Annotated in this window: 34 protein-coding genes; 24 read left to right on the forward strand and 10 right to left on the reverse strand. The window is 61.1% G+C overall.

Features of this window, described 5'->3' with window-relative positions:
- The first annotated feature begins 69 nt into the window (after positions 1–69).
- From AC56QQ_RS29545 to AC56QQ_RS29630, 18 genes are all read left to right on the forward strand, one after another.
- The gene (locus tag AC56QQ_RS29545) at positions 70–417 is read left to right on the forward strand and encodes a hypothetical protein (RefSeq protein ID WP_497124359.1); all 348 of its coding nucleotides are present in this window, start codon (positions 70–72) and stop codon (positions 415–417) included.
- Positions 417–635, forward strand: coding sequence for a hypothetical protein (locus AC56QQ_RS29550; protein ID WP_497124360.1), 219 nt, complete (start codon positions 417–419; stop codon positions 633–635). The genes AC56QQ_RS29545 and AC56QQ_RS29550 overlap by 1 nt, the downstream gene beginning before the upstream one ends.
- A complete protein-coding gene (locus AC56QQ_RS29555; RefSeq protein WP_497124361.1) occupies positions 635–889 on the forward strand; it encodes a hypothetical protein in 255 nt (84 codons plus the stop codon). Before AC56QQ_RS29550 ends, AC56QQ_RS29555 begins: the two co-directional genes overlap by 1 nt.
- A complete protein-coding gene (locus AC56QQ_RS29560) occupies positions 876–1,610 on the forward strand; it encodes a DNA N-6-adenine-methyltransferase (protein WP_497124362.1) in 735 nt (244 codons plus the stop codon). The genes AC56QQ_RS29555 and AC56QQ_RS29560 overlap by 14 nt, the downstream gene beginning before the upstream one ends.
- The gene (locus AC56QQ_RS29565; RefSeq protein WP_497124363.1) at positions 1,610–2,464 is read left to right on the forward strand and encodes a hypothetical protein; all 855 of its coding nucleotides are present in this window, start codon (positions 1,610–1,612) and stop codon (positions 2,462–2,464) included. The genes AC56QQ_RS29560 and AC56QQ_RS29565 overlap by 1 nt, the downstream gene beginning before the upstream one ends.
- A gap of 9 nt (positions 2,465–2,473) precedes the next feature.
- Complete coding sequence (locus AC56QQ_RS29570; RefSeq protein WP_497124364.1) at positions 2,474–3,166, forward strand: hypothetical protein; 693 nt, start codon at positions 2,474–2,476, stop codon at positions 3,164–3,166.
- Between the two features lie 74 nt (positions 3,167–3,240).
- Positions 3,241–3,759, forward strand: a complete 519-nt coding sequence (locus AC56QQ_RS29575; protein ID WP_497124365.1) for a hypothetical protein — start codon at positions 3,241–3,243, stop codon at positions 3,757–3,759.
- 250 nt (positions 3,760–4,009) lie between these two features.
- Positions 4,010–4,150 (forward strand): hypothetical protein, encoded by a 141-nt coding sequence (locus AC56QQ_RS29580; protein ID WP_497124366.1) that lies wholly within the window; start codon positions 4,010–4,012, stop codon positions 4,148–4,150.
- Entirely contained in the window at positions 4,147–5,718 is a 1,572-nt protein-coding gene (locus AC56QQ_RS29585) for a DUF4942 domain-containing protein (RefSeq protein ID WP_497124367.1), read from the forward strand. Before AC56QQ_RS29580 ends, AC56QQ_RS29585 begins: the two co-directional genes overlap by 4 nt.
- Positions 5,719–5,783: 65 nt before the next feature.
- Positions 5,784–6,146, forward strand: a complete 363-nt coding sequence (locus AC56QQ_RS29590) for a hypothetical protein (RefSeq protein WP_497124368.1) — start codon at positions 5,784–5,786, stop codon at positions 6,144–6,146.
- The gene (locus AC56QQ_RS29595; RefSeq protein ID WP_497124369.1) at positions 6,131–6,577 is read left to right on the forward strand and encodes a hypothetical protein; all 447 of its coding nucleotides are present in this window, start codon (positions 6,131–6,133) and stop codon (positions 6,575–6,577) included. The genes AC56QQ_RS29590 and AC56QQ_RS29595 overlap by 16 nt, the downstream gene beginning before the upstream one ends.
- A 105-nt stretch (positions 6,578–6,682) precedes the next feature.
- Entirely contained in the window at positions 6,683–7,282 is a 600-nt protein-coding gene (locus AC56QQ_RS29600) for a DUF488 family protein, N3 subclade (protein WP_497124370.1), read from the forward strand.
- Between the two features lie 287 nt (positions 7,283–7,569).
- A complete protein-coding gene (locus AC56QQ_RS29605; RefSeq protein ID WP_497124371.1) occupies positions 7,570–7,782 on the forward strand; it encodes a hypothetical protein in 213 nt (70 codons plus the stop codon).
- Positions 7,783–7,806: 24 nt separating this feature from the next.
- Positions 7,807–7,995, forward strand: a complete 189-nt coding sequence (locus AC56QQ_RS29610) for a hypothetical protein (RefSeq protein WP_497124372.1) — start codon at positions 7,807–7,809, stop codon at positions 7,993–7,995.
- The gene (locus AC56QQ_RS29615) at positions 7,992–8,315 is read left to right on the forward strand and encodes a hypothetical protein (protein ID WP_497124373.1); all 324 of its coding nucleotides are present in this window, start codon (positions 7,992–7,994) and stop codon (positions 8,313–8,315) included. The genes AC56QQ_RS29610 and AC56QQ_RS29615 overlap by 4 nt, the downstream gene beginning before the upstream one ends.
- A gap of 10 nt (positions 8,316–8,325) precedes the next feature.
- On the forward strand, positions 8,326–9,180 hold the full coding sequence (locus AC56QQ_RS29620; protein ID WP_497124374.1) for a ParB/RepB/Spo0J family partition protein: 855 nt from the start codon (positions 8,326–8,328) through the stop codon (positions 9,178–9,180).
- 485 nt (positions 9,181–9,665) lie between these two features.
- Positions 9,666–10,727, forward strand: a complete 1,062-nt coding sequence (locus AC56QQ_RS29625) for a type I restriction endonuclease subunit R (protein WP_497124375.1) — start codon at positions 9,666–9,668, stop codon at positions 10,725–10,727.
- 126 nt (positions 10,728–10,853) lie between these two features.
- The gene (locus tag AC56QQ_RS29630) at positions 10,854–12,398 is read left to right on the forward strand and encodes a P-loop ATPase, Sll1717 family (RefSeq protein WP_497124376.1); all 1,545 of its coding nucleotides are present in this window, start codon (positions 10,854–10,856) and stop codon (positions 12,396–12,398) included.
- 563 nt (positions 12,399–12,961) lie between these two features.
- Here AC56QQ_RS29630 and AC56QQ_RS29635 read toward each other — a convergent pair.
- From AC56QQ_RS29635 to AC56QQ_RS29680, 10 genes are all read right to left on the reverse strand, one after another.
- The gene (locus tag AC56QQ_RS29635; RefSeq protein WP_497124377.1) at positions 12,962–13,237 is read right to left on the reverse strand and encodes a hypothetical protein; all 276 of its coding nucleotides are present in this window, start codon (positions 13,235–13,237) and stop codon (positions 12,962–12,964) included.
- Between the two features lie 420 nt (positions 13,238–13,657).
- Positions 13,658–13,942: a hypothetical protein gene (locus AC56QQ_RS29640; protein WP_497124378.1), complete on the reverse strand. Its 285-nt coding sequence runs from the start codon at positions 13,940–13,942 to the stop codon at positions 13,658–13,660.
- On the reverse strand, positions 13,939–15,033 hold the full coding sequence (locus tag AC56QQ_RS29645) for a TRM11 family methyltransferase (RefSeq protein ID WP_497124379.1): 1,095 nt from the start codon (positions 15,031–15,033) through the stop codon (positions 13,939–13,941). Before AC56QQ_RS29645 ends, AC56QQ_RS29640 begins: the two co-directional genes overlap by 4 nt.
- A 4-nt stretch (positions 15,034–15,037) precedes the next feature.
- On the reverse strand, positions 15,038–15,397 hold the full coding sequence (locus tag AC56QQ_RS29650) for a hypothetical protein (RefSeq protein ID WP_497124380.1): 360 nt from the start codon (positions 15,395–15,397) through the stop codon (positions 15,038–15,040).
- A gap of 90 nt (positions 15,398–15,487) precedes the next feature.
- On the reverse strand, positions 15,488–15,808 hold the full coding sequence (locus tag AC56QQ_RS29655; RefSeq protein ID WP_497124381.1) for a hypothetical protein: 321 nt from the start codon (positions 15,806–15,808) through the stop codon (positions 15,488–15,490).
- On the reverse strand, positions 15,808–16,233 hold the full coding sequence (locus tag AC56QQ_RS29660; protein WP_497124382.1) for a hypothetical protein: 426 nt from the start codon (positions 16,231–16,233) through the stop codon (positions 15,808–15,810). Before AC56QQ_RS29660 ends, AC56QQ_RS29655 begins: the two co-directional genes overlap by 1 nt.
- Positions 16,223–16,915, reverse strand: a complete 693-nt coding sequence (locus tag AC56QQ_RS29665) for a hypothetical protein (protein WP_497124383.1) — start codon at positions 16,913–16,915, stop codon at positions 16,223–16,225. Before AC56QQ_RS29665 ends, AC56QQ_RS29660 begins: the two co-directional genes overlap by 11 nt.
- A gap of 4 nt (positions 16,916–16,919) precedes the next feature.
- Positions 16,920–17,822, reverse strand: a complete 903-nt coding sequence (locus tag AC56QQ_RS29670; protein ID WP_497124384.1) for a helix-turn-helix domain-containing protein — start codon at positions 17,820–17,822, stop codon at positions 16,920–16,922.
- Positions 17,823–18,305: 483 nt separating this feature from the next.
- Entirely contained in the window at positions 18,306–18,857 is a 552-nt protein-coding gene (locus tag AC56QQ_RS29675) for a hypothetical protein (protein WP_497124385.1), read from the reverse strand.
- Positions 18,826–19,065, reverse strand: coding sequence for a helix-turn-helix domain-containing protein (locus AC56QQ_RS29680; protein WP_497124386.1), 240 nt, complete (start codon positions 19,063–19,065; stop codon positions 18,826–18,828). Before AC56QQ_RS29680 ends, AC56QQ_RS29675 begins: the two co-directional genes overlap by 32 nt.
- Before the next feature lie 93 nt (positions 19,066–19,158).
- On the opposite strand from AC56QQ_RS29680, the gene AC56QQ_RS29685 reads away from it, so the two are divergent.
- The 6 genes from AC56QQ_RS29685 (at position 19,159) to AC56QQ_RS29710 (ending at position 23,163) form a co-directional block, all read left to right on the forward strand.
- Positions 19,159–19,755 carry a helix-turn-helix domain-containing protein gene (locus tag AC56QQ_RS29685; RefSeq protein ID WP_497124387.1) on the forward strand — a complete coding sequence of 199 codons (597 nt, stop codon included), beginning with the start codon at positions 19,159–19,161 and terminating at the stop codon, positions 19,753–19,755.
- 609 nt (positions 19,756–20,364) lie between these two features.
- Positions 20,365–21,195 carry a hypothetical protein gene (locus tag AC56QQ_RS29690; RefSeq protein ID WP_497124388.1) on the forward strand — a complete coding sequence of 277 codons (831 nt, stop codon included), beginning with the start codon at positions 20,365–20,367 and terminating at the stop codon, positions 21,193–21,195.
- On the forward strand, positions 21,185–21,499 hold the full coding sequence (locus AC56QQ_RS29695) for a primosomal protein N' family DNA-binding protein (protein ID WP_497124389.1): 315 nt from the start codon (positions 21,185–21,187) through the stop codon (positions 21,497–21,499). Before AC56QQ_RS29690 ends, AC56QQ_RS29695 begins: the two co-directional genes overlap by 11 nt.
- 2 nt (positions 21,500–21,501) lie before the next feature.
- Entirely contained in the window at positions 21,502–21,687 is a 186-nt protein-coding gene (locus AC56QQ_RS29700; protein WP_497124390.1) for a hypothetical protein, read from the forward strand.
- On the forward strand, positions 21,684–22,733 hold the full coding sequence (locus AC56QQ_RS29705) for a hypothetical protein (RefSeq protein ID WP_497124391.1): 1,050 nt from the start codon (positions 21,684–21,686) through the stop codon (positions 22,731–22,733). The genes AC56QQ_RS29700 and AC56QQ_RS29705 overlap by 4 nt, the downstream gene beginning before the upstream one ends.
- Before the next feature lies 1 nt (position 22,734).
- Positions 22,735–23,163, forward strand: a complete 429-nt coding sequence (locus tag AC56QQ_RS29710) for a hypothetical protein (protein ID WP_497124392.1) — start codon at positions 22,735–22,737, stop codon at positions 23,161–23,163.
- Positions 23,164–23,244: the final 81 nt, after the last annotated feature.

Genomic DNA, 23,244 nt, shown 5'->3' on the forward strand with positions numbered 1-23,244 from the left:
TCCTCCCCCCGTTTCTGTCAAGAGACTATTTGCAACCATTATGACACCACGCCTACCACGGAGAGACCAGTGGCCACCTACCTATCCCCGACCGGGCATGAAATCCTGGGCACCCTCGAACGCCTTACAGGGCGAGCCGAGATCATGGGAATCGATCCTACGGGCGAGCCCCAATATCAGGGCAGCACCGAGATTTTCTACGACGATCAGGAGACCGTCATGCGCGACGGCAAGATCGTGTTCCTCGACGCGCAGGGCGGCGAGTGGACATTCGACCAGCTGGTTGTCGAAGACGAGGAAGACGACGGTTGCCCGAAAGGCGATCCCGATTGCCTCGGCAACAATGGCGACTGCCACGATGCCTGCGTGTCTCCCGCATCTTTGGACATGTCCAAACACAGTGAGGAGGTGGCGTGATGCGAAAGCAGGTGCTGCTCCTCAACTACAGTCACAGCGCCATCAAGGGCATGACGCATGAGGTCCGAGAGGACCGGCTGATGGGCTTCGGGCTGTTCTTCGGCACCAAGCAAACGTGCCTTCAATGGATTTCCGACACCGACGCCGAGTGCACGAACCTCGCCGCATGGGGCGCCAAGCTGCCGGCGCCGCAACTGTTCGCTGGAGGGCGCGCGTGATGACCCGATATCTCGTCACATGGGAGATCGACTACGAGGGCGAAGGCGATCCAGAAGCCGCTGCCCGCTGGGCGTGGGAAATCCTGCGCAAGCCGCACTCCACGGCAAGCGTTTTCACGATGGTCGACGAAGCCGGGAACGAGACCAAGATCGACTTGGCCGAACTCGACGAGGAGCGGCTGGAGGCGTCCATCGGCAGCGTCGGCGACGTGCTCCGCAGACTGACCGAGGAGGCTGACCATGCCCATCGGTAGTCAACAGTCCGCTGCGGCCGGCACCGACGTCTGGCTGACCCCTCCTGCAATCCTGGCCGCGCTCGGCGGCGCTGAAAGCTTCGACCTCGACCCCTGCGCGCCGCTCGATCGGCCGTGGGACATGGCGCGCCAGCACTACACCATCGCAGACAACGGTCTGGCCCGGTCCTGGCACGGTCGCGTGTGGCTCAACCCACCATACTCGAACAACGTGATCGGCCGCTGGATGGGCCGTATGGCCGAGCACGGCCGCGGAATCGCGCTGATCTTTGCTCGCACCGAAACCCAGGTGTTTCACGAGAGCGTCTGGCGCGCGGCCGATGCGCTGCTGTTCATGGAAGGGCGGCTGCATTTCCACGATGCCGGCGGGACTCGAGCCAAGGCCAACGCCGGCGCGCCGTCGGTGTTCTGCGCCTATGGCGCCGATGACGCTGACCGCCTTGCCGCCAGCGGCATTCCCGGCGCGTTCGTGCCCCTGCGGCTGCGCTCGCTGATCTTCGGCTTTGCCGCCGTCGGCTCGTGGGTCGACGAGGTGTTGAAGGTGATGCAGCGCGCCGGCGACGCCGTGCGGCTGGACGATCTCTACCGCGAGATGGCGAGCAACCCGAAGGCGGGACGTAATCCGAACTGGCGAGCGAAGGTCCGCCAGACACTCCAGCGCGGGCCGTTCGAGCCTCTGGGTGACGGCGTTTGGCAGCTGGCCGAGGGGAGGCTGCTCTGATGGCGAAGGCAAAGAAGGAACCGAAGAAATTCGCGTGGCAGATCGAGGCCGAGGCGATGCGCCGCGAGCAGGACGAGATCGTTGCCATGCTGCGCAACGGCCCCGACGACTACATCGTCTCGATCGCCCGTGAAGCGCTCGGCCAGTATCACGCCGCGATGATGGCATGCGACAAGCCGGCGCGCGCGCCCTACGCGCTCGTGATCGACGCCTGCGTCGAGACCCTATACCGCATCACCGAATATGGTGGGCAGGAGAACCGGCCCGACGGCAGCGGTCACCCTCGGCCTGCGCGGGGCCGATCCCGCTTCGACTGCTGGAACTCGGCATCGGCATGGCTCGGCAGGCAGCTCCCCGCGCCCGATGGCGAAATCCCCATGCACGGTCAGCCGGGGCGATTCATGCTCATGATCCACGGCTGCAGGACAGACGTCCAGTATCCCGGCCTGTTCGGCGGGCCGGGGCTCGACGGGCGAGTGATCGACCTCGACAAGCCATTTTTCAGCGAGACCGGTTTCAGGTCTTTTACCGGCGGCGGGCTTTCCAAGGAGCGCTGGTTTGTCGAGGAGGCGCTGGACGTCGCCGAGATGCTGACCATCGTCATGGAGGAATCGCTGCTCAGCGACGGCAACGGCAAGCAACAGGCAAAGCCGAAGCTCCGGAACCCGCCATTCGGCCACGGCTACTGGCGCGGCAACGTTCGGCATGAACCGTCCGACGAGCGCTTGCGGGAGGAGCGCCGCGCCGATCCTGCCTACCAGCCGGGCGGGTTCATTGCCGCCCTGCCAGGTCTCGCCTCGCTCGGCTTTGCCACGCGACAGGAGAAGACCGGCCAGCTCGCGTTCGTGTTTTAGGGGGCGGCGATGAACCAGCCGCTTCGCGTGTTGATTGGCTGCGAGACTTCCGGCGTCGTTCGGCGGGCCTTCTCAGCCCGAGGCCATGACGCTTGGTCGTGCGATCTTCTGCCGTCGGAGGATGGCAGCAACCGTCACCTCGTCGGGGACGTGCGCGAATTCCTGAATGGCGGGTGGGATCTTCTCATGGTCGCCCATCCGCCCTGCACAAGGCTCTGCAATTCCGGTGTCAGATGGCTTTCGGTTCCACCGCCGGGGCGCTCGCGCGAGGAGATGTGGACCGAGCTGGAGGAGGGGGTTCAGCTGTTTACCGACTGCTGGAATGCACCAATTGAGCGGGTCGCGATCGAGAACCCGATCATGCACAGACACGCCCGGGAGCGCATGCCGGTCAACCTGCCTCGTCCGAAAATCGTCCAGCCATGGTGGTTCGGTGATCCGTTCTTCAAAGGCACCGGAATTTACCTTCGGGACCTGCCCCCTCTGGTCGCCACAAATCGGCTGACGCCGCCGGCGCCGGGGACGGATGAGCACAAGGAGTGGTCGCGCGTCCATCGCTCCAGCGGATGGGGCAAGCGTGGCCGGGATCGCTGGCGCGAGCGCTCCAGGTTCTTCCCGGGGATTGCTGACGCGATGGCAGCGCAATGGGGCGGCGATGTCATCGGATATGTGACCGAACGCCAGGTTGATCCTTTTGCGTAACCTACTTGTAACCAGTTTGGTTACAAGCTAAGTTATTGTTATTACTAGATAATTCCCTACCACGGAGCCCCACGATGACCACCAGACACACCTTTGAGCTTAAGGCGATCAGCTACAATGAACGCCTAAGCGAGGAAACCAGCTGCTACACGGCCAAGCTTTACATGGACGGCAAGCACATCGCCGACGTTGGCAATCGCGGCCACGGCGGCTGCGACGAGCAGCACCCGATCAACCGGTTCGACCTCGACGCGCTCAACCTCGAGATCAAGTCCACCTATCCGAAAACCGCATCCCACGGCATGGAGATGGAGCAGGACATCGAGAGCATTTGCGGCGACCTGCTTTCCCGCTACCTCACCTTGCGCGACATGCGCCGCCCGATGGGCAAGGGGATCGTTTTCCTCGCCAAGGGTGACGCCATCGCCGAAGGCGTTCGGACCATCAAATACAAGGTCACGATGACCCCGGGAATGAAGGCGCAGGCCATCGCCCACGTCAACGCGAAATACCCCGGCGCTGCGATCCTCAACGACATGACCGACGACGAAATCATGGCGCTGGTCGGTGGCGCCCAGACGGTCGCGGCCTAAGCCGATGTTCTGCTGCAACGAATGCCTCGACCCCTGCCGCTGGCACGATTCCGAGCTTTGCGCCGGATGCCGCGAGCGCCGCGCCGACGCCATAGCGGCCGAAGAAGCCGACCTCGCCTTCGATCTGATGGACACCAGCGAGGGAGGAGCGATGCCAGCCAGGGCCTAGCCCGAGAAGACAACCCCTTTCGATACGGCGGCGGGAGTCGTCCCGCCGTCTGTCCCTCCCCCTACCACAGAGACCAGGACCATGACCAAGCCAACCGAATACGAGTTCACCCTGCCCGATGGCAGCAAGCGCTACGAGATCGTGATCGAGCGCAGCGACGTCTTCACCTTCAAAAAGATGCACGGCGCCATCAGCGCCAAGCCGGTTGAGGCGAAGGCATGAACGCGCTGATCCCCCGCAACACCGTCGAGCAGATCGTGGCCTATCGCGATGCAGCGGTGGCCGCCTATCACGGCGCATTCGCGTCAATGGAGCAGGCCGATCGGGAATTGAAGAAGGCGGCGGCGCTCTGGAAAGCAGCCGCCGGCGAGCATGCCTCCTCTCGCCATGGCGACCGCGACAACCGCGAAGTCAGGGCATTTTTCGAGGCCGTCGATTTGCCCGACGCCGAGCAGTGGAAGCGTACCGCCATCCGCCTGATCGACATCTCGTGCTGGAACTACCTGGTCAAGATGACGGACCTGGAAGTCCTGATGGACAAGCAGGCCAAAGACCAACTGCGCGACACGTTGAAGTGGGTGCCGGAGCGCTACGACCACCGGCACGGCGACGGCAAGGAACTGGTCAATCTCGACGAGATCATGGGGATCCCGCCAGTCACTGTCGACAACGTATATGCCACCATCGAGAAGTGGGCCGGCGAGTCTGAAATGATCTTCCGGCGCGGAATAGCAACCGCCTTTTCCAAGCTCGACCGCCGTTTCCGCTCTCACGACGGGTTCAAGGTCGGGAGCCGTATGATCCTGACCTATGCCTTCGACCGCGACCATGGCCACGTGTCGTATGGTGGCACATGGGAGACCGTTCGCGACATCGAGCGCACGTTCTCCGTGCTCGACGGCAAGAAGCCGTCTTACAACAGCATCGAGAACGTGGTGCGCGCCGAGCGCAAGGGCTTCAATCCGCAGCAGTCCGAGCATCATGGCGAGTATTTCAGGATCGTCGGCTACAAGAACGGCAACGCCCATCTCTGGTTCACCCGCGACGATCTCGTCGAGAAGGTCAACAAGATGCTCGCCGAATACTACGGCGAGGTGCTCGGCGACGCGCAGACCAAAGAGCCCGATGACCTGTTTCGCAACCGCAAGACCACGCCGGCGAGGAACTTCGGTTTCTTCCCGACACCGGACGGCGCGGCCGAGGAGCTGATCAAGGGCGTCCCGCTGTTGCAGCCGATCGATAAGCCGCGGCTGACCGTCCTCGAGCCCAGCGCCGGCACCGGCAATCTGGCGCGGCGCTGCGTCTCCAGCATCAAGGACTTTTCCGACTATTCCGGCTACGGCCGAGCCGACCAGATGGACCGGTGGCGCAAGGAATATCGCTTCGACAACCAGGTCGATTGCGTCGAGCTGCAGGCGCCGCTGGCCGCTGCGCTCCAGGCCCAGGGCATCTATCGGAAGGTGTACGCCACCGACTTCCTGTCGCTGCGCCCATCAGTCACCGGGCTTTACGATCGGATCGTGATGAACCCGCCGTTCGACATGGAGCGCGATATCGATCACGTCGTCCATGCGCTCGACTTCCTGAAAGAGGACGGTTGCCTTGCTGCCATCATGTCAGCCGGTACCGAGTTCCGCGAGACCCGCAAGGCCATCGCCTTCCGGGCGCTGATCGAGAAGCTCAAGGGCAGCTTTCGCGATCTCCCCCACGGCTCGTTCGCCGAGGTCGGAACCTACGTGAACACCATCACCGTGAAGGTCTGGAAGGACGGCCGCAGAAATCACTTTTAGGTTGACCTAATTGTACCCATTTTAGTTACACTATAGATCATAATTGACACCACTGAGACATCCCCATGATTCCCCTGCCAACCACACCCGAAAGCGAGGAGGACCGGCGGCGCCGGCTTCCTTCCATCACCCAGGCCCTCGACATGTGGTCATCGTGGCATTGCGATTGGTCGCCGCTCGGCGCCATCGGCGATTACACCCTCGACATGCAGCTCGGCGACGCGTTCCGCCATCTGCTCTACCGGCCGGTCCTGCGCGATCGGCTGACCTGGATTGAACGCCAGCTGCGCCGGCCGCGCCGGCGCGGTCTGGACGAACGCTACATAGCCGAGCTGATGAAATGGTGGCTCGACCTTTACGAAGCCGAGAAGCTGCCCGTCATCGATCAGCGTTCCAGGACCAGGAGCCTGCAATGCGCTTTATCCTGATAGACGCCGGGATTCGCAAGGTCTTCGACATGATGACCCCCCACCGCATCGACGAGAGTTTCATTGCCGACACACTGCGCCGCGACACCGTGGAGCGCGTCGAACTGGCCGATGATCTCGATCTGTGGGTATCGTCCGAGCCGGGGAAACAACGGTTCCAGTTCTTCTCCGACGGGCCGGAATATGTCGGGAGCGGCATGCTCACCGGGCGCACATGGCTCGGCGACTTCAAGAGCCTGCCGCGCTGGTTGACCTATGAGGCGATCAACGTCTGGGTGGCCTGGCCGCGCTGCTACGACGCCCCCCAGGCACGCCGGAAAATACAAAGGCCGACCGGGTTGCCCCTGATCGGCCTGCCTCTCGACCCCTACCACAGAGTCTTGCCCGAAAGCGCGAGAGAGAACCTCTACGTAATGCAGATGTACGGCTAGAGCAACGCACCAAATCGGCACCACACGGGTCTATTTTGGTTGCCGCAGAAGTACCACAAGTTTACATTTGGACCGGTCCAAACCCCTACCACGGAAGGCGACAAGATGCGCATTTTCACCTCTAGCTGGTTTCACCCCCTGCCAAGCACAATCCAGAAGATTGGCGTTTCCAGGGGCACGCCTCGAGGCTATCCCGCCGGCTATCGCAAGATGCCGGAACTCGCTCCAGGCGACTGGTTCAAGACCGCGAGCGACCGCGACTACAGGCAGCTCTATTTCGAGACCCTGGCCAAGCTGCGCCCCGGGCAGATCGTCGCCAAGATGGAAGACCTCTCAGGTGGCAAGGACTGCGCACTGCTGTGCTACGAGGCGCCGACGGACAACCAGTATTGCCATCGCGCCTATATCTCGGTGTGGCTGAAGGAACAGCTCGGACTCGAGGTGTTTGAATATGGCCTGGAAGCCCAGGGATGCGCGTGGAGCCATCCCAAGCTGCCGGCGCAATTCCGACACCCAGCCACACCGATCGAGCCCCTCCAGGTCTCTCCCTACCTCGGCGCCGAGGCGCCGGACGCCCAGGGCCGCGTCTGGAAGGTGATCGGCGTCGATCCGCAGCACGTCGACCAGGCTCTTGTGCAATCGGGCGACGACAAGCGATCGATCTCCAGCGACGTCCTCCGTTCCAGGTTTCAGCCGGTCAACTGACTTCGACCGAAGTGCTTGAAATTATTGGCTTTTTCGGTGTTATTCCACTTGTAACCGTTTTGGTTACACGCTAAGGTATTGAAGTTACTTAGAAATTTGGAACCGATGTCGCAAAGCCGCTTCCTTTCACCATTGCAGTCTTTGCCAGAACAACCCGACGAATGCGGGCTGGCAATTGGTGACTTCTCGCTCATTCATCCGGCGGCCGAAAGCCGCTCGGGAGCGCGGCCGGGCACAGCATAGCCGCATGCGCGACATCGGTCCGACCCCTACCACGGAGACCGAAAATGATGACTTCCACGACGACCAGGATCGCCTACATCGGCGAGCTTTCAGAAGCCCTGGCCAACAACCCGAACAACGTCGCGATCAAGATGCACCTCCGCTCGGTGAGCGCCATGGATGACACGGCTTTCTCGGCGCATCGCGCTGCCATCGTCGGCAGGCGCACGCAGAGCAGAGAGACCGTCCGCCGGATGGCCCTCCAGCTTGTTCGCTAAACCCCCCTACCACGGAGAAGACCAATGTTCATTGTCACCGTCAACCACAACGGCGAGAAGTGGCCGTTGCGCGGCACAGTGTGGGCCTACAGCATGGACCGAGCCGAGCAGTTCCCAACCCACCAGGCGGCACAGACCGCGCTCAACAAGGCCAAGCAATTCATGAAGCCGGCCATTTTCAAGAAGGTCCGCATCGAGCCGGTGTCGGCATGACCGCGGCCCGGCTCCACAACGCGCTGCGCATCCTGCTCAGCCTGGACGGCTACGACCTGATCAACGCCGGCGTCGCCGACCAGAATTGGGGCACGCCCGATGCCTCCGAGCGCGACCAGATGGGCGCGTTCCTTGCGGATCCTGCCCGCGAGGCGATCCGCATGCCGGATGCCAATTTCAGCCGGCTCCTAGCGCTCCTCGAGAGCCGCCAACCGCCGGCGCCGGCGGCCTGCAATCGCCCCGGCGATCAGGCCGCAGTCTACGCCGACGAAATGGGCGTCGACTACGCGACCGCGCTCGTTCACTGCAACATGGATTGAGGAGAGAGCCATGAAGAAGCGTATCCCCCTCAGCCAGGTCATCCCGAACCCCGATCAACCGCGCAAGCATTTCGACCCGGTGAAGCTCCGGGAGCTGGCGGAATCGATCCGGGAGCGCGGCCTTATCCAAGCCATCACCGTTCGCCCGGTCGACGGCAAGTTCATGATCGTCGGTGGTGAGCGCCGCTGGCGCGCTCACCAGCTGATCGAGGCGGCCCACATTCTCTGCGAGGTCGTGAAGATCGACGACAACGAGATGGCGCTGCAGGCGATCGTCGAAAACCTCGCCCGCGCCGACATCAAGGCGATGGAGGAGGCTCGGGCGTTCCAAGCCATGCTCGACCGCGGCTGGACGGTCGAGAAGCTAGCGAAGGATATCGGCGTTCAACAGGCGCGCATCACAGCCCGCACGGCGCTGCTCAATCTGGACGATGTCATCCAGTCTCTGGTCGACAGCAACCAGTTCCCGCTCGGACACGCAAACTATCTGGTCGATCTCCCCAAGCGCGATCAGCTGCAAATCGTGAAGCTGTTCACAACCGGGAAGCTGAAAGACTGGTCGGGCGTCCGAGCTGCTGCGCAGTCGGCGCGCGACCGCCTCGAGCAGGGCGGTATGTTCGATAGCGAGGAGCGTCCCGAGCCATCGAAGGACGATATCGCTGCCATGAGCAGGATGGAGAAGACGGTCGAGCGCATCATCACCGCGATCGCAGGCGGCTTCAAGGATGGCGAGTGTGTCGCCTTGAAATTGGTCGATCCGACAAAGGCCGATAAATGGGCCGACACGTTGGCAGCGGCGTCGCGCACCATCCGCACCATGGAGGCTCAGCTGCGCCAGGCGCACGCCCGCTCCATGCTGGTGTGATTAGGAACAAGACCGTTAGCAACTGCACATCGTGCGAGCACGCGCCGGCTCCTCGCCGGGCGCTGGTAACCCGCTTCCGGGAAATTCGCGGCCACCATACCGAGGTGGAGTGCGAGCGCCGCGCCTGGGCCTATTCCACATTCCGCCGTCGGCGCGACATTGCCGCAAAAGCTATCGCTTCAAGGCTGAACCAGGAAGGCGCCAAGCGTGGTGACCAGCGCCGAAACAAAGCTGCGCAAATACCTGCGCATAAAGCGAAGCCACCCGGAACTCAGGCAAATTCGATCATTTCGCGCGTCTCTACTGGCGATACCATTCCACTCCAAGGTCTACGGCCCGCCCATGCAAATTTGGAGCATTGAATAAGTAGGGGAAACAAAAGACCGCCCACTTCCTAAAACTACCCGATGAGCTAATCATCCCCCCGGGGATCTTGGCGGGTGGTAATTATGAGTCCTGATTTTGACAATATGAATGAAACGGACGTGCGTGAAATCATCGTCCGTCCACTACTTAGTCGGCTCGGCTACGCACACGGCACCGCAGCAACGATCCGGACGGAGGTTACCCTTCGCTACGACAAGGCTTTTTTGGGCCGCAAAGCGCCTACGAAAGACCCAGCTCTAGTCGGGCGTGCAGATTATGTTTGTGACGTCACCTCATTCGGCCGATGGTGCGTCGAGGTAAAGAGGCCAGATCAGCCGCTGAGTTTGGACGACGTTCAGCAGGCTCACACCTATAGTGCTCATCCAGAAATAGCGGCTTCGTACTTTCTGGTAACGAATGGGCGAGAGTTCAAACTCTACGCGACGGGCAGGCTTGATGCCCCGTTGCTCGCATGGCAGTTTGCCGACACGGACTCCATCATCCTTAATCTCTTCAATATTGTGTCCCCCGCTGCGATCAAGAAACTTCGGACCTTGCTCACTCCTGATCCCAGGAAGCCTCTTGGGATTGGACTGCCATCACGGTTGCAACTTATCGGCGGGGAGGTTGTATACGGAGAGCACAAATCCACTCACCCTGTTATCGACGGAAGAGCCCTCAAAGGGGCAGTTGGCCAGATTACCGGCAACTATGTCGAGCGGGCGCCTGACGGCAGGCTGCACGGCAGCGTGGCGATGCGAAGCCCTTTGCAAGGTTTGGCAGAACTGAACAAGCTCGCTGGGTTCGAAGATTTTGAGTTCTTCTCTGCCGACGAATTTGTCTCGTCGGACATCGAACGGCCGACAATTTTTCAGAACTTCCTCCAAGGACGGCTAGAGCCGGGTGCAGAAGCCCGGATACTACCTGGCACGCCAGCAATCGTAATACCCTTCGGTTTCGACTTCATCGTCTATACCGAGGCGACCGGCTTTGCGAACGACGACCTTTTCGAGGGGATTCTCAGCTTCGACTACGATTACCACTTCATCAGAGGTCGCCCTGATCCGGGAAACCCGCTCCATGCCCAACTGTTGCATTTTATGACAATGGCGCCGAAAGCCCGTGTCCAGGGAGAAGGGACATTTTCGATTAGAACAAAGCCCTTCAAAGCTGTTGGGTAGGGAGCGCGGCACCTAGCCGCCTCCTGCCTAAGAGCGCGCAACTGGACATCACATGGGGCGAATAGCTGACCAATTGAACGAGATTCCGCCACGGTATGATACGATGGCTTTTTGGGGGGATGAAATATGCCGAGAATTGTTGACGTGCTTAAGTTGAAGGGCAATCCCTTTGAGCATTATGTCGCAGAACAAGAGCCTAATATTGCGGAATATGCAGTTAAGCCCCCATACTTTTCCGCTATTGACGCAAGAGCGGCAAACACGTCGTCCTTCATCCTCTTTGGCGACAGAGGCGCAGGTAAAAGCGCCACCCGACTAACGATTTTCAAAGAGCTTTGGAAACAAAAGAGCCAAGGCAAATCCGTGCCTCTAGCTGTGAATATGGTGGATTTCTCATCGGTGGTGAATGGCAAATTGCTCAAGGATTTGTCCGAAGCCACGCTGATTCGGGATGTAGCGTTTTTTGTTATCGAGAGCCTTTTGACATGGCTTAGCTCGTTAGAGGAAGACGAACGCAAAATCTATCTTGAAGGTCAGAACGATGAAGAGAGAGCTCTCTGCTACACCCTGATCCGCGACTTCTACATGGCTCGACCGGCGGCTATGAGAGAGCGCTCAGTACATGAAGCTATGGCGCTCCTAAACCAGGCATTCCTGTCAAAAAGTGCACTTTGGGGCACAAAGCAGTGGGGGAAGATTGCTGGATTGATCGGCGTAATTACAGATGTCCTTACCAAGACCCTGGGCGGCAAAGGTGAGGTGGCTGGACCGTTGAAGGAGATTCTCACCGAAAGTGAGGACAAAGGTTTCGACTCAGTTCTGGTTCTCAGGAACTTGGTGCGATTCGCCGGTATCTTTGATTTTTCGGGTATAGCGCTGCTAATTGACAAAGTTGATGAGACCTCAGCCACTAACAACTCCGCCGACCAAACCGCTGCCATGATGCATCCGCTTTTGGCGCGGGTTCAACTGATGGAGGTGTCAGGATTTGGCTGGATTTTCTTTCTCTGGACTGCCGTCAAAGGCATTTTCGAGGGCAGTGAGAGGCCGGTTCGGCTCGACAAATTAGGGTACGCGACCGTTACTTGGGACGACAAATTTTTCAGTTTGATGCTGGATAGGCGAACCGAATACTTCAGCGACAAGCGGTTTCCGTGGGCGGGGTTTTTCCATAGTGACGTGGATATAGCTGCTACACTTGCCCTGGTTGTGAGGGTCTCTATGAGATCACCCCGGGAGGTCATTCGCATAATGGACGTCATAGTCCGTGAGCACGACATCGTTCACGCCGACAGTGAGAAGCCCGAGATGCTAACGGCGGACTCTATCGAAATGGGCTTGGATGTGTACGTGACGGATCGGATCGGCACGATCTATGGCGATCGATTACTTGCCCAGATCTTCAGGCTGAACAGAACTTCGTTCACCAACAAAGACGTCCAGCGCGTTTTCAGAGTGGGCGCCCAATCGGCTAGAACGAGAATTCAATCTTGGGAAAGTGCGGGGATCATCAAGCTTATTGGTACCAAATCTGCGGAGGGGGGATTGGGGCGTCCGGTGAACGAATATTCGGTCGCAGACGCTCGCATCGAGCGGGTTATGCAGCGGCAGCTCATCACGTATGATACGCCGATTGTTCCCGAAGCTGACTTTGTTGACTCGGACGACTAAAGGAGGCCCGCCATTTTCAGCCCGGCTGCCGCTACCTCCCCCAAGCGGCTATCTCAACTAGGCTTCGGCTGACTGAGTTCCTTGGGTCCGCGCCGACGTCGATTGTCGAAACGTGCTTCAGATAGAGGTTCGGCTCTGGCGCCATCTCCTCGCTGTCGGGGCCAAGATCTATCCGCCTCCCCTCCATCATGCGGCGGTTGAACGCCCGACCGGCGACTTGTATGGCAGTGGATTGGTCACCTACCCCACTCGTTGTTCGTAGAAGCCCCGCAAACGCGCGCGTCAGTCGCCGGCTTTCCCATCACGCGCCCGATGGTCGCCTAGTTCGTTCTTGCGGGTCTCCGGCGGCATGGCGGCCGATTTCGTGAGTTCCTTATCCCTCAACCTTGCGCACCGCTCGCAGCATCGGGAGTTAACGGCCATTGAGAGCCAGCCGGCGGGCGCGTCCTGCGCACCACAGAGACACCGAGCGAGGCCGAGACCGTCGCGCCGAAAATAGTGAGGCGTCCCGTCGGCACGCCTCGTCGCCCAGCCCTCGCTGAAACCCTTCTTTGTCGTCATCGCTATCGGTGCTCCACCGGGATCATCCGGCCCTTGCGAAAGACGCGCTCGGCCGCGTCGCCAGCGCTGGTGATGGTCTCGCCATCTCGCCTCAAATGCCCATTGAAGTAGCGCAACAGGTTCTCCGTGACTGCCTTCCATGCCTCCAGCTCGGTGGGGAAAACCCTCGGCGCGCCACAGGGGCCAAGCACCGGCTCGGCGCGGCCATCCTCGGCAAAGCGCAGCATGGCGTGATGCCCGCCGACGACCGGCGTGGTGAAGCCCGCGAAATGGTTCAAAGCATGCTCTCCTGGCGGACAGAACTCGGGTGGGGGGAACGATCTTGCGATCGACGAAGATGGGCTCGTCAGCCTCCGCGAAGGTGCGTGCCCGAAGTTGCTTGCAGACGGCGCGCTCGATCTCGCGGCCGTTCATTAGTTTGGAGAGGTCCTTCGCCAGCTTTGACCCAGACGTTTTCGACGTGCAGGCGATGCGATGCTCGCCGGCAACGGCTCTGATCTCGTCGCTCCAGAGCAGGTGGATCATGCGGTGATACCAGGGCACCTGCACCGAGAACGGCGCGCGCCAATCTCGGCCGCTGTTCAGCTTCGGCTCCGGATAGGTCCAGACGTCGTAGACGCGGCGGCTGACGCCGGAAAGAGTCGCGTCGAGCTTGCTTGGAAACGAGGAGCGATAGCCGTGCTTTGGGTGCGGCTCCGTCATACCGGGGCTTGTCGTCCTTTCGAGTGCGCGGCGATGATCAGGCCGTGACAGGACGGCCCGAAGAATTTCACCTGGTCGGGCAACCGCGAGAGCGTGTCGCGCTCGGATTTGATCTCGCAGATCCAGAGCCGGTCGGGCTGGACGGCGACAACGTCGGCGCGCGCTGCGCCGCCCTCGACGTTCATCTCGTGAATGATCCGGGCGTCGGGCCACAGCTCGCGGAATCGCGCGACGACCTTCTGGCGAATTTCGATTTCGGCGAGGGAGCGAGTGTGCGTCATGCGCCCGCCCCCGGCAGATAGTCCTTCCAGTCGACGCGATTGATGACTGTCGGCCCGGAATATTCTCCGACTAGGTTTTGCTCCCAAACGAACCAGGCCGTGTTCATCCGGCTGTTGGCCTCGTTTCCGTCCCATCCATCGCGATGCATCATGGGTAGGCGGCGGGAGAAGACGAGGACGCGCGCCGGCTTGCACTCGTCCATGGCGAAGTTGCGGTCGGGATCGTCGAAGCCGCAGAGGAAATTCAGGTTGAGCAGCAGGGCCATCTTCGGTGGCCGGTGCACGCGCAGCGCATGGGCGACGAAGGCGTTGAGTATCGAGCCGTAGGGCGGGTTGGTCGCGATATCGTCGCAGTCTTCCCCTGCCTCGCTGGTGACGAAGTCCTGTACGTTCTGCAAGACGCCATGGCGATCGTGCGTGCCATAGTCGATGAGATCGGAGAGCACGACGTCGTAGCCGGCCGCCTCCAGCATGCGCGAGATCGCGCCTCGGCCGCACGCCGGTTCCTTGACGCGCGCGCCGAACGTTTCCAGCGCCAGGAGCGTATGCATCGCTTCCGGGCAGGTCTCATAGAGGTTGTTGCCGCGCTCGGCCGCGCTGGCGCTGTCGGTGCCGATCGCCACGCGCAGGTTCGCCCTGGTGGGCTCGAGTCCTTGCTCCAGCCGAACCGCGATCACTCGTTCGACTATTCCAGGGCTCTTTCGCTCGGCATCAGCTAGACGTCGCGCCTCATGGACCTGCTTTGCAGACAGCCCGGCCTCGGCCTGCGTGAAAGTCTTCCCGTCGGGAATAGTTTTCGGCCTGCCTTTCGAGGCCTCCCCGCTTTTCTGCGCGGCGTCATATTCGTCGGCGAGGCGGATTTTCGTCTTCGCTTCGATCAGCAGCGCTTCACCCTGCATCCGGCGCGCTTTGTTGATCAGCTCGTCGCCGGCTCGGAAACGAGATGCATACGAGCCGACTTTCTTGGCCTGGTCATAGGCGCTAGCCGACAGCATATGCGCCGTCGCGACGTCGCCGTCGTCGAACAGCATCCGAGCCCGCTCGATGATCTGAGCGAGTCCGGAGGCATCGAAGGGGACAACCGCGTCCATGGCCTTATGCCATTTCCGCCAGCTTAGCCCGGGCCGGGTCGAGCACCTCGAGTGTCGTCCTGATCTGGTGAAGATCGGCGTCGGTCTCTTGGTGGCAATTGTCGCGCACCAGTTTCGCCTGAGCGATGACGCGCTCGAACTCAACCGTCGCGGCGGCCTTGACCGCCTCCAGCTCGGCTTCCTTGGTGCGCATCTGATCGACAAGGCGTTTCAGCGATATGCCGGTGTTGGCGATCATGTTGCGAACAGTAGGCTTCACCTCGGCGGTCTCGCGGGCCAATTCCTCGTCGATCGCCTGCGAGAAGTCTTGCTCGATCTCCAGCAGCTCGCTACCGGAAGTTTGTACGGTGGGCATGTTGTCCATTTCAGTTGATCCTCAGGTGAATGCCGCGACACGACACGCGCCGGATTGCGCGGCCGCGAAGACGGCGGATGAAACGGGAAAGGCGGGCCATCATTGCGCTTGCACGCCGTATTGCTCGGCCACGACGGTGCCGACGATTTCGTCGATCCACTCGTCGCGCCACCAAGCTGTCTTGCGGTAGGTCGGAAGGTTGCTGGCGGCAGACCCCATCCCGGAGCCGTAGCCGCAGCATCTGGCGACCCCTATCCTGCGAGCCTCGGGGAACGCTTCGATCAGAGCTGCGAAGGCCAGGTGCCGTCCACGCGACTCCCGCTGCGCGGCTTGGCCGAGGGCCGTCAGGACCGGGGACGTACCAGCCAGCCGGTAGGCCGTGACGATGGCAAGCGCGATTTGATCAGCGGTCGGGAACATCAGATGACCCCCGCCGCAAACCGGTCAGCTTCCCGATCAGCTTGCCCTTTGAGACGCGCGATCAGCTCGGCATGGGACCAGACGGTCGAGCGCAGCGCGGCGGCTTCGGCCAGGAGCACGGTGTTCAGTGTTTCGAGATTGGCGCGGTACCAGTGCTGCCCGAGATGAAAGTTCGCCAGGAACCGCTCGGCCGCCAGCACAAGGGTGCGCGCCACGGCCAGCCCCGGCGTCCAGACGACATTGGCGAAGTGAAGCCTCTCCCATCGGCCGGGTTGCAGCTGCGGGAGAAGCGCTTCGATGTTCTCGGCCGGGGCAAGACGGAACACGCCGGGATCGGCGTCGAAGCCGACGGCACAGACCGCGGCATAACCGGCGTTCTTGCGGCGCTCCACCAGGTTGCGTGGCATGGCGATGTCACACGGCATTTTCTTGGCCCTCGCGCCTGCGACGGTTTTCCTCGCGCTTGCGTTCCTTCCGGCGCCGCTCGATTTCCCGGATCGTCAGACGACGGAAACCACGGCTTGTGCGGACCAGCCCGAATTCCTGCTCGATGCCGGCGAGAATCTGGCCCAGCACCCGGCTTTTGATGTCGTGCAGCGACTGCCTCGACATCACGTCGACGCGGTGCTTGTCCCAGACGCGGGTGCAGAACTCCGCGCCATGACCGCCGGCGTGGGCGAGGAAGGTGCGCTTGTAGCGCAGCGCGTCCTGGCCTTGCCGCCCTGCCCGCACGAAGCGCAGCAGGTCCATGATGTCGACCATCCGGTCGGCGGCCGACTGGTGAACCACGATGCGAACCTCGGCCGTATCGTATTGGGGCATGCCGTCTTCGAGGCGCGACCGCTCGCGAGAAAAGGCTTCGCCCTCGGTCTCTCGTGACGAAGGCATGGCCGAGCCGACCCGCGACACCATGCGACGCTCGACGTTCTGCATCTGGCGTTGCGTGTCGACGGCATCGGCGAACAGCAGCCAGAGCAGATCGCGAGGCGATGGCAGGCCTCGCTTGTTGCTGGCGAAGAAGACGCCCTCGGCGTGCCGCATGTGCTCGATAAAGCGGTCGATCCGCTTCTCCATTTCCGCCGGCGTATCGAGAAAAAGACGTCCCATTCAATCAACCCCGAGCCGCCGAAGCAGGTGCCATTTCAGTTACCAATGTTGCCATTTTGGTTACACTATGTGCAAGCGAAAGATCGCTTGGCCACCGTGTTTTTCGCAAGATGCGACGACACTTAATCGTGCTTTCCACGCCCCTGTCGCCATATTGGCGACGGATCGAGCCCAGCCATTCTCCCCACTCGGGCCGGTCAGGCGTGATGACGAAATCGCCGTCCTTGTCGATCGGCGGCCCGCCGTGGAACTCGGCGAAGAGCTGCTTTTTCAGGAAGGGGATCATCAGGGGCTTTTCCTTCCGAAGGATCATGGTCGTTCGATAGGTCTGGGCCGTCGCAATCGCAATCGCCTTGGCGTCAGCTCCAAGGTTTGCGAACGTCTTGGCAGCCGCTTCCCGGCTATCCGGTCGCATCTTCTCCGGCCATGAATCCCACAAAATATCGAAATCCCCACCGCCACGCGCGTCAGCGCGCCCTGGAGGTTCTCTTACTGGTTCTCTTACAAGGTTAGTGTCCGGATTCCGGACACGGCTATTGGCATTTTCCGGACACGGCAAGGCCTCTTTTCCGGACACGGCCCCGTGTCCGGATTCCGGACTCGGCACCGCCACATCTTGTGTCGCGACGAAGTCGGCCTCGAAAGAGAACCGGTAGCGCGTGTTCTCCTGCTGCTTGGTCCGGGGGTTGATGTGCTGCTCGCGGCGGATCAGGCCGATCCGCTCCAGGATCTTGAGATGCTCGTTGAGCGCCGAGCGCGACATCTCGCAGTCATAGGCGAGCTTGTCCTGAGACGGGAAGCAGCCAAGGTCGGGATTGTGGCGGTCGCAGAGATGCCACAGGACGACCCTGGTCGCTGGCTTCAATCCGCGCTGAATGATGGCCCAATTGGTGGCAGCGTGGCTCATGCCCCTGCACCATGGGCAGACGCATACGTGCAGGTGTATCCGCAGCGCCGCCACGGATAACCCGATCCCGTTTCTTTTTCGACGTACATGTCGCTCTCTCAACGTGAGGAGCGGCAATCCTACAAGCTACAAATGGTATTGCCGTTCAAGTTCTAGGTGGTCGCCGCCCCGATTGCGGTAAGCGTAGCGAAAAGGATTTCCTTTGTTCTGGCCGAGCCCACGGTCTCCTCTAGATATGCTGCCGCCGCGACCAAATGGATTGTCGCCGCACGCTCAGCGGCAGACGATCCAATGGTCCTGGCTATCACACAGAACCCTGCCATCACGGTCTTTGCTTCACCACTTATGGGCGGCCCGTCGTCCGTCTGCTTCATTAATTCCATCTCCCTCGTTCGATGCTTCGTCTCAGAAACATTCGCGCGGCACCAATGGTGCTAAGCCGATGAAGAATGAAATCAAGTCTTCGAGCGCAGGAGCGCATGGTTAACGCCGCTCTCTGGCATCAGAGACCTTTGCCAGTGGATCGTTGGCCGGCGCAAATGACGATCCGGCCTTCTGGCAGAGGCGGTTGTAACGGCCAAGAAGATCGAAGATGGCTTTGCCGTTCCAGTTGGACGCATTGCCATACCAGGCCTCACGGACGCGCCAGTGGCCGCGCGGATAGCCCAGGTTGTCACAGGCCGCGTTGATCTGCGCCTTGATGCCCATGCCCGGTTTTATAGGACCCGCGGCCTTGAAGACCACGGCTTGTAACTCTGCTGCAATGTCTTGCATCGATTCCTCGCGAACAACAGGAGAAGGAACGACGACCAGTCGGGTTTCTCGGAAGCCCTGTCGGACACCTCCGATGATTTCCACGTCATTGTCGCCATCGGTGCAAGGAGGCTGCGAATGACGGACGACGATGATATCTGGATACCGATTGGCCTTGCTGCTTGGGGTGTTGTCGAACATGTCGACCGGCTTCGGACCGATCGAGGAAACTTGTTGATCGTACCTCTGGTCAAGCCGAAGCTTGTCGCTTCTCAACGACATCTGCAGCCTCCTTGCCCAACCAGTCATTTGCTGTCACCTCGCCGTCAGCCATGACGACGATGCGGTCGAGGAACGGTTGGGCTGGCATCCGGCCGTTCTCATATCGGAATGCGGCTTGTCGGCTGCATTCGATGCGTTTTGCGACATCGCCGATCTTCAGACCGTGCGCTTGGCGCCACTTCTTCAGGGAACTGTCTTGCGCTTCCATATCGGGGACATGGCACCATATTGGTTACAAGTCAACGTTTGTAACCAGATTGGCACAGTTTCGCTGTAGATTAATTCGCGGTAACGATTCGATATGAGCAATGGCATCAGGCATTTCCGCGAGAAAAAGGGCATCAGCAAGGCTGAGCTGGCGCGACGCGTTGGCATCACCCGCCAGCATCTCGGCCGCATGGAGGAGGATGAGCGGAAACTGTCGGCAAAGTGGGCTGAGAAGATAGCTCCGTTTCTCGACTGCCAGCCGCAAGAGCTGCTTTTTCCGGAGCTTACGCGGATTGATCTAACCCGCTTCAACAGCGTCTTCGAGATCCTCAAAGGCAATGAGCCAAGGCCGGAATCGCCGGCTATTGCGATCGAGACGGACTTCCTGGAGCGGATGGTGCCAGACGTGTCTGCGCACAACCTCCGGTTCATGATGGTCGACGCCTACCAGGCCAACGGACTTGTAACCAAAGGTGATGCACTTGTCATCGATATGGATGACAACCAGCCGAATCGGCCGGGCCTTTATGCCCTCGATATTGCCGGCGTGGTACAGTGGCGGTACCTGTCCCCGCTGACTTCTGGCGCCGTCCAGGTCCACAGCGACAACAGCGCTGCGAACAATGAGACCGTCAACCCGACGGATTTGAAGGTCGTCGGCCGCGCCCGACTCCGGATTTCCACATTGTGATCTGATCTTTTTTGCCTTGGTTGTAACCATTTTGGCTACACCTCTTGCAATGTGAACCAAATTGGTTACGATCACTTTACGCAGAAGGATCGCTAGCCCGATGGCCCAGTTCCCCCTGGTTGTATTTCTCCATCATGGCTCGCGGTCTGGGTCGAGTATCTGCGTGTTCCCGGCCGGGTTGGTGCCTGCACCCCCGCACCCCACGCCCAGCACCAGCTCGGTCGGGTCCTCCCAATCTGAAAGCAGACCGCACCCACGACCGTTTTGTCGTGCCCTTTGTGGTGCCAAAATGGTTTCACGTGTAACGCAAAAGGATACAGACGGATGACGGCGGACCAATACGCATGGTGGCGTCAGGCTTTGAAACTGGCTGGCGGATATCGCGAGCTGACCCACGATCAACTGCTCCTGCTCGGCCCCTCGGCCGATTGCCCGGAGTCAGGATTTTTCAGGAACCGTCCGTACAAGGATGCGCCTCTGGTTCCTGTCGCCATCTGGCGCGACGCGTTGGGCAAAATCTTCTGCCTGCAGGCCGACAAGGAAGCGGAGGCCGACAAGGTATGGAACTACGCTTGCCGCAACCCGATCACGGAAGCGCTCTATCATTCGGTGCTGGCGGGCAAGGCGTGGCCGGATGAGCCGCCGTCGGTTTCGAAGGAACACAACCTCCCGGCCAAGAGCGGCGATCTCCACAAGGATTTGACCGTCGAGCTGTCGGCCGAAAAGGAGACGGCGGAAGCCTTCCTGAAAAGGCCCATCGCGACCCAGGAGCAGGCCGATCAGACCGGCATTTGGGCGAAGAAGCTGGCGGTGATTGCCAATAAGGCAACCGAACAGTTCAACGTCGAAAAGCGTCCGTGGATCGATGGCGGAAACGCTGTTGACGAGAAATGGCGCGACCTTCGCACCGAGTCCGCCGCTCTCGTCAAGAAGCTAAAAAAGCATGCAGAGGCGTGGCTGCTAGAACAGCAGCGGCTGGAGAAGGAACGCCAGCGCCTGGCCCTTGAGGAAGCCAATCGCATCCGGCGCGAGGCCGACGCGGCAGCGCTGCGCGCGGCAGACGCGGCGCGCGCCGCCGAGGAGGAAAAGGCCCGGCGTGAAGCCATCCCCTCACCCGGCATCGTCAGCATGTTCGCGCAGGAGAGCCAGCAGGAGGCCGAGAGGCTTGAAGCGGAGGCGCAGGCCGATCGGCTGGCACAGCAGGCAGCAGACGCCGAACGCGACGCCAAGGCCAGACCGGTCTTTGCTGGCAGGACCGGCGCCAAGGTGTCGCTGCGTGCGACCGAAACGGCGCGCATCGTCGACTACGAGAAGGCGCTTCTGGCGCTGAAAGATCACCCCGAAATGAAAGCGCTGGTCGAGCAGCTTGCCAACCGTGCCGTCAAGGCCGGGCTGGAGCTGGCCGGCGTCGAGAAAGTGGAGCAACGCAGTGCAGCCTGATCAGAAGATCGTCGCCGTGAAATTCGGCGAGAGCGACAAGACATACGACTATTTCGCCGGCGCGTTCGACATCGCAGTGGGCCAGCGGGTGATGATCCCGATGCGCGGCCGCGAGGTCTCAGTCCTGGTTGCAGAGGTGAAGGACCACTCTGACGCGGCCACGGCCACAATCTCGCGCATCGACGTGCGGACGGACGAACAGCGCCAGGAGAAGCACCCGAACGGCGTCCACAAGTGGGCTCCTGATGGCACGCTGCTGGATCACAACGGCAATCGGTCGATTTTCGACGACGTGGACCAGTAGCCATGAGCTGGGTCCGCCTCGCCATCATCGTCCTGTGGGTGCCGGTCAGCCTTGTGGCCTTCTTCGGAACGCTACAGCGCCAAATCCGGTCTGCCTTCTGGTTCGCCTGGAACGACGTGCGGATCGAACACGATGCAATGCGCCACACCTGGCGCGTCAACCGCTTCAACCCCGAGGATTGGAAATGAACGAACGGGCACAGATACCGGCCCTCATGGTCGGCGGCGCGATCAGCGCCATCATCCCTCAGTCGATCGAAGAGACGTGGCGTCTCTCGACCATGATCGTCGAGGCCGGGCTTGCGCCACAGGCCCTTGTCGGCAGAGAGCCGGCCGAGAATGCCGCTGACGACATATGGAACCGCTGGGGCAAGAAAGGCACCAGCGCCGTCGCGATCGTCATCATGTCGGGCGCCGAACTAGGCCTGCCGCCCATGGTGGCGCTTCGGTCCTTCACCGTCATCGGCGGCAAGCCAGCGCTCTATGGCGACGGTCTGATCAACGTCGTGCGCAAGTCGGGCAGAGCGAAATCGCTGGAGCTGGGCTATCTGCGCGATGCGTCGAAGGAAGCGCTGCTCAATCTCGGCCTGCACAAGGACGTGGTTGCGCAGATGAACACGGTCGACGAGCGCACGATTGGCTGGTGTAAGGCTGGGCGCGCCGACACTGGAGAGGTGAAAGTCGAGGCCTATTCGGTCGCTGACGCCAAGCAAGCCGGCCTTTGGGACGAACGCCCGACCCGCCGCGGCAAGGTCTGGAGAAACAATCAACAGGTGTGGGACGATGTCCCCAACGACTCCTCCTGGTTCCGCCATCCCAAGCGGATGAAGCAATGGCGCGCGGCTGGCTTCTGCCTGCGCGAGCTTTTCGGCGACGTCCTGGGCGGCATCCGCGACGAGTTCGAGGCGCGCGAGATCGCCGGCGATTTGATCGAGCACGACGACGAACCTGTGCCCGTTGCGAAGATCAGCCCGCCATCGCCGCCCAAGCCGCCGAGCCCTGGCGCGCCGTCCGGCATTGACCCGATCCCCGATAAGGAAGGCGAGCCGTTCGACTATGGCAAGTTCTTTGAGGATTTGCAGATCGCTCTCGCCAGCACCCAGAGCGAAGCCGAGGTCGAGGATATCTGGAGCGAGTTCGACGTGGAGGCGCGCTTCCAGGAGGACGACGACAGCCGCCAGCTGGCGGACGGGATCAAGAACAGGCGGTTGTCCGCCATCGCCCTGCGGGTCTGACATGGCCGGCCGCATCGCGATCCTTCCCGACCACGGCGCGCAGGTTCTCGGCCCACCCGCGAACTGGCGGCCGCGCCCGCTCAGCGTCCGTGAAAAGCTCGAGATCGTCGTGCGCCAGATGGGCAAGGAACCCGGCGGCGCGCGGCTCAATCCTCTCGACGGCGTTCAGTTCGACCATGATCCCGCCCTCCAGCGGCGGCGCTGGTGCACGGTGACCAAAGACACGAGCCCCCCATCATGCGCCCTGGATTTCATCATCGCGCTCAACAAGCCGACCCACGGCGTCAAGACCGCGAAAGTGGACGTGCCCGAGATCGCCAAGCTGAAACGCCTCGAGGGGCGGACCGGCCAGAAAAAGATCAAGCGCAAGATCCCCGGGCAGAAATTGCAGTCGAGGCCTTTTAAGAAGCTCAACCGGGGGTTCCGGTGATGCGCTCGAGCTATTGCGAATGAGCCGTGATCAGGGCTGGGTCTTCACACGGACAACTGCCGCCTGAGCTCCCTGAGCGAC

The organism is Mesorhizobium sp. RCAM 05099, from assembly GCF_059683685.1.

Excerpts from the sequence above, each read along its gene's own strand:
- AC56QQ_RS29660 (WP_497124382.1), bottom strand. The coding sequence starts at position 16,233 with ATGCCGTGTGACATCGCCATGCCACGCAACCTGGTGGAGCGCCGCAAG.
- AC56QQ_RS29555 (WP_497124361.1), top strand. The coding sequence starts at position 635 with ATGACCCGATATCTCGTCACATGGGAGATCGACTACGAGGGCGAAGGC.
- AC56QQ_RS29630 (WP_497124376.1), top strand. The coding sequence starts at position 10,854 with ATGCCGAGAATTGTTGACGTGCTTAAGTTGAAGGGCAATCCCTTTGAG.
- AC56QQ_RS29680 (WP_497124386.1), bottom strand. The coding sequence starts at position 19,065 with ATGGAAGCGCAAGACAGTTCCCTGAAGAAGTGGCGCCAAGCGCACGGT.
- AC56QQ_RS29570 (WP_497124364.1), top strand. The coding sequence starts at position 2,474 with ATGAACCAGCCGCTTCGCGTGTTGATTGGCTGCGAGACTTCCGGCGTC.
- AC56QQ_RS29605 (WP_497124371.1), top strand. The coding sequence starts at position 7,570 with ATGATGACTTCCACGACGACCAGGATCGCCTACATCGGCGAGCTTTCA.
- AC56QQ_RS29710 (WP_497124392.1), top strand. The coding sequence starts at position 22,735 with ATGGCCGGCCGCATCGCGATCCTTCCCGACCACGGCGCGCAGGTTCTC.
- AC56QQ_RS29580 (WP_497124366.1), top strand. The coding sequence starts at position 4,010 with ATGACCAAGCCAACCGAATACGAGTTCACCCTGCCCGATGGCAGCAAG.
- AC56QQ_RS29550 (WP_497124360.1), top strand. The coding sequence starts at position 417 with ATGCGAAAGCAGGTGCTGCTCCTCAACTACAGTCACAGCGCCATCAAG.
- AC56QQ_RS29650 (WP_497124380.1), bottom strand. The coding sequence starts at position 15,397 with ATGGACAACATGCCCACCGTACAAACTTCCGGTAGCGAGCTGCTGGAG.
- AC56QQ_RS29595 (WP_497124369.1), top strand. The coding sequence starts at position 6,131 with ATGCGCTTTATCCTGATAGACGCCGGGATTCGCAAGGTCTTCGACATG.
- AC56QQ_RS29670 (WP_497124384.1), bottom strand. The coding sequence starts at position 17,822 with ATGAGCCACGCTGCCACCAATTGGGCCATCATTCAGCGCGGATTGAAG.
- AC56QQ_RS29585 (WP_497124367.1), top strand. The coding sequence starts at position 4,147 with ATGAACGCGCTGATCCCCCGCAACACCGTCGAGCAGATCGTGGCCTAT.
- AC56QQ_RS29665 (WP_497124383.1), bottom strand. The coding sequence starts at position 16,915 with ATGGGACGTCTTTTTCTCGATACGCCGGCGGAAATGGAGAAGCGGATC.
- AC56QQ_RS29645 (WP_497124379.1), bottom strand. The coding sequence starts at position 15,033 with ATGGACGCGGTTGTCCCCTTCGATGCCTCCGGACTCGCTCAGATCATC.
- AC56QQ_RS29575 (WP_497124365.1), top strand. The coding sequence starts at position 3,241 with ATGACCACCAGACACACCTTTGAGCTTAAGGCGATCAGCTACAATGAA.
- AC56QQ_RS29565 (WP_497124363.1), top strand. The coding sequence starts at position 1,610 with ATGGCGAAGGCAAAGAAGGAACCGAAGAAATTCGCGTGGCAGATCGAG.
- AC56QQ_RS29620 (WP_497124374.1), top strand. The coding sequence starts at position 8,326 with ATGAAGAAGCGTATCCCCCTCAGCCAGGTCATCCCGAACCCCGATCAA.
- AC56QQ_RS29615 (WP_497124373.1), top strand. The coding sequence starts at position 7,992 with ATGACCGCGGCCCGGCTCCACAACGCGCTGCGCATCCTGCTCAGCCTG.
- AC56QQ_RS29600 (WP_497124370.1), top strand. The coding sequence starts at position 6,683 with ATGCGCATTTTCACCTCTAGCTGGTTTCACCCCCTGCCAAGCACAATC.
- AC56QQ_RS29675 (WP_497124385.1), bottom strand. The coding sequence starts at position 18,857 with ATGTCGTTGAGAAGCGACAAGCTTCGGCTTGACCAGAGGTACGATCAA.
- AC56QQ_RS29655 (WP_497124381.1), bottom strand. The coding sequence starts at position 15,808 with ATGTTCCCGACCGCTGATCAAATCGCGCTTGCCATCGTCACGGCCTAC.
- AC56QQ_RS29560 (WP_497124362.1), top strand. The coding sequence starts at position 876 with ATGCCCATCGGTAGTCAACAGTCCGCTGCGGCCGGCACCGACGTCTGG.
- AC56QQ_RS29700 (WP_497124390.1), top strand. The coding sequence starts at position 21,502 with ATGAGCTGGGTCCGCCTCGCCATCATCGTCCTGTGGGTGCCGGTCAGC.
- AC56QQ_RS29590 (WP_497124368.1), top strand. The coding sequence starts at position 5,784 with ATGATTCCCCTGCCAACCACACCCGAAAGCGAGGAGGACCGGCGGCGC.
- AC56QQ_RS29705 (WP_497124391.1), top strand. The coding sequence starts at position 21,684 with ATGAACGAACGGGCACAGATACCGGCCCTCATGGTCGGCGGCGCGATC.
- AC56QQ_RS29610 (WP_497124372.1), top strand. The coding sequence starts at position 7,807 with ATGTTCATTGTCACCGTCAACCACAACGGCGAGAAGTGGCCGTTGCGC.
- AC56QQ_RS29640 (WP_497124378.1), bottom strand. The coding sequence starts at position 13,942 with ATGACGCACACTCGCTCCCTCGCCGAAATCGAAATTCGCCAGAAGGTC.
- AC56QQ_RS29685 (WP_497124387.1), top strand. The coding sequence starts at position 19,159 with ATGAGCAATGGCATCAGGCATTTCCGCGAGAAAAAGGGCATCAGCAAG.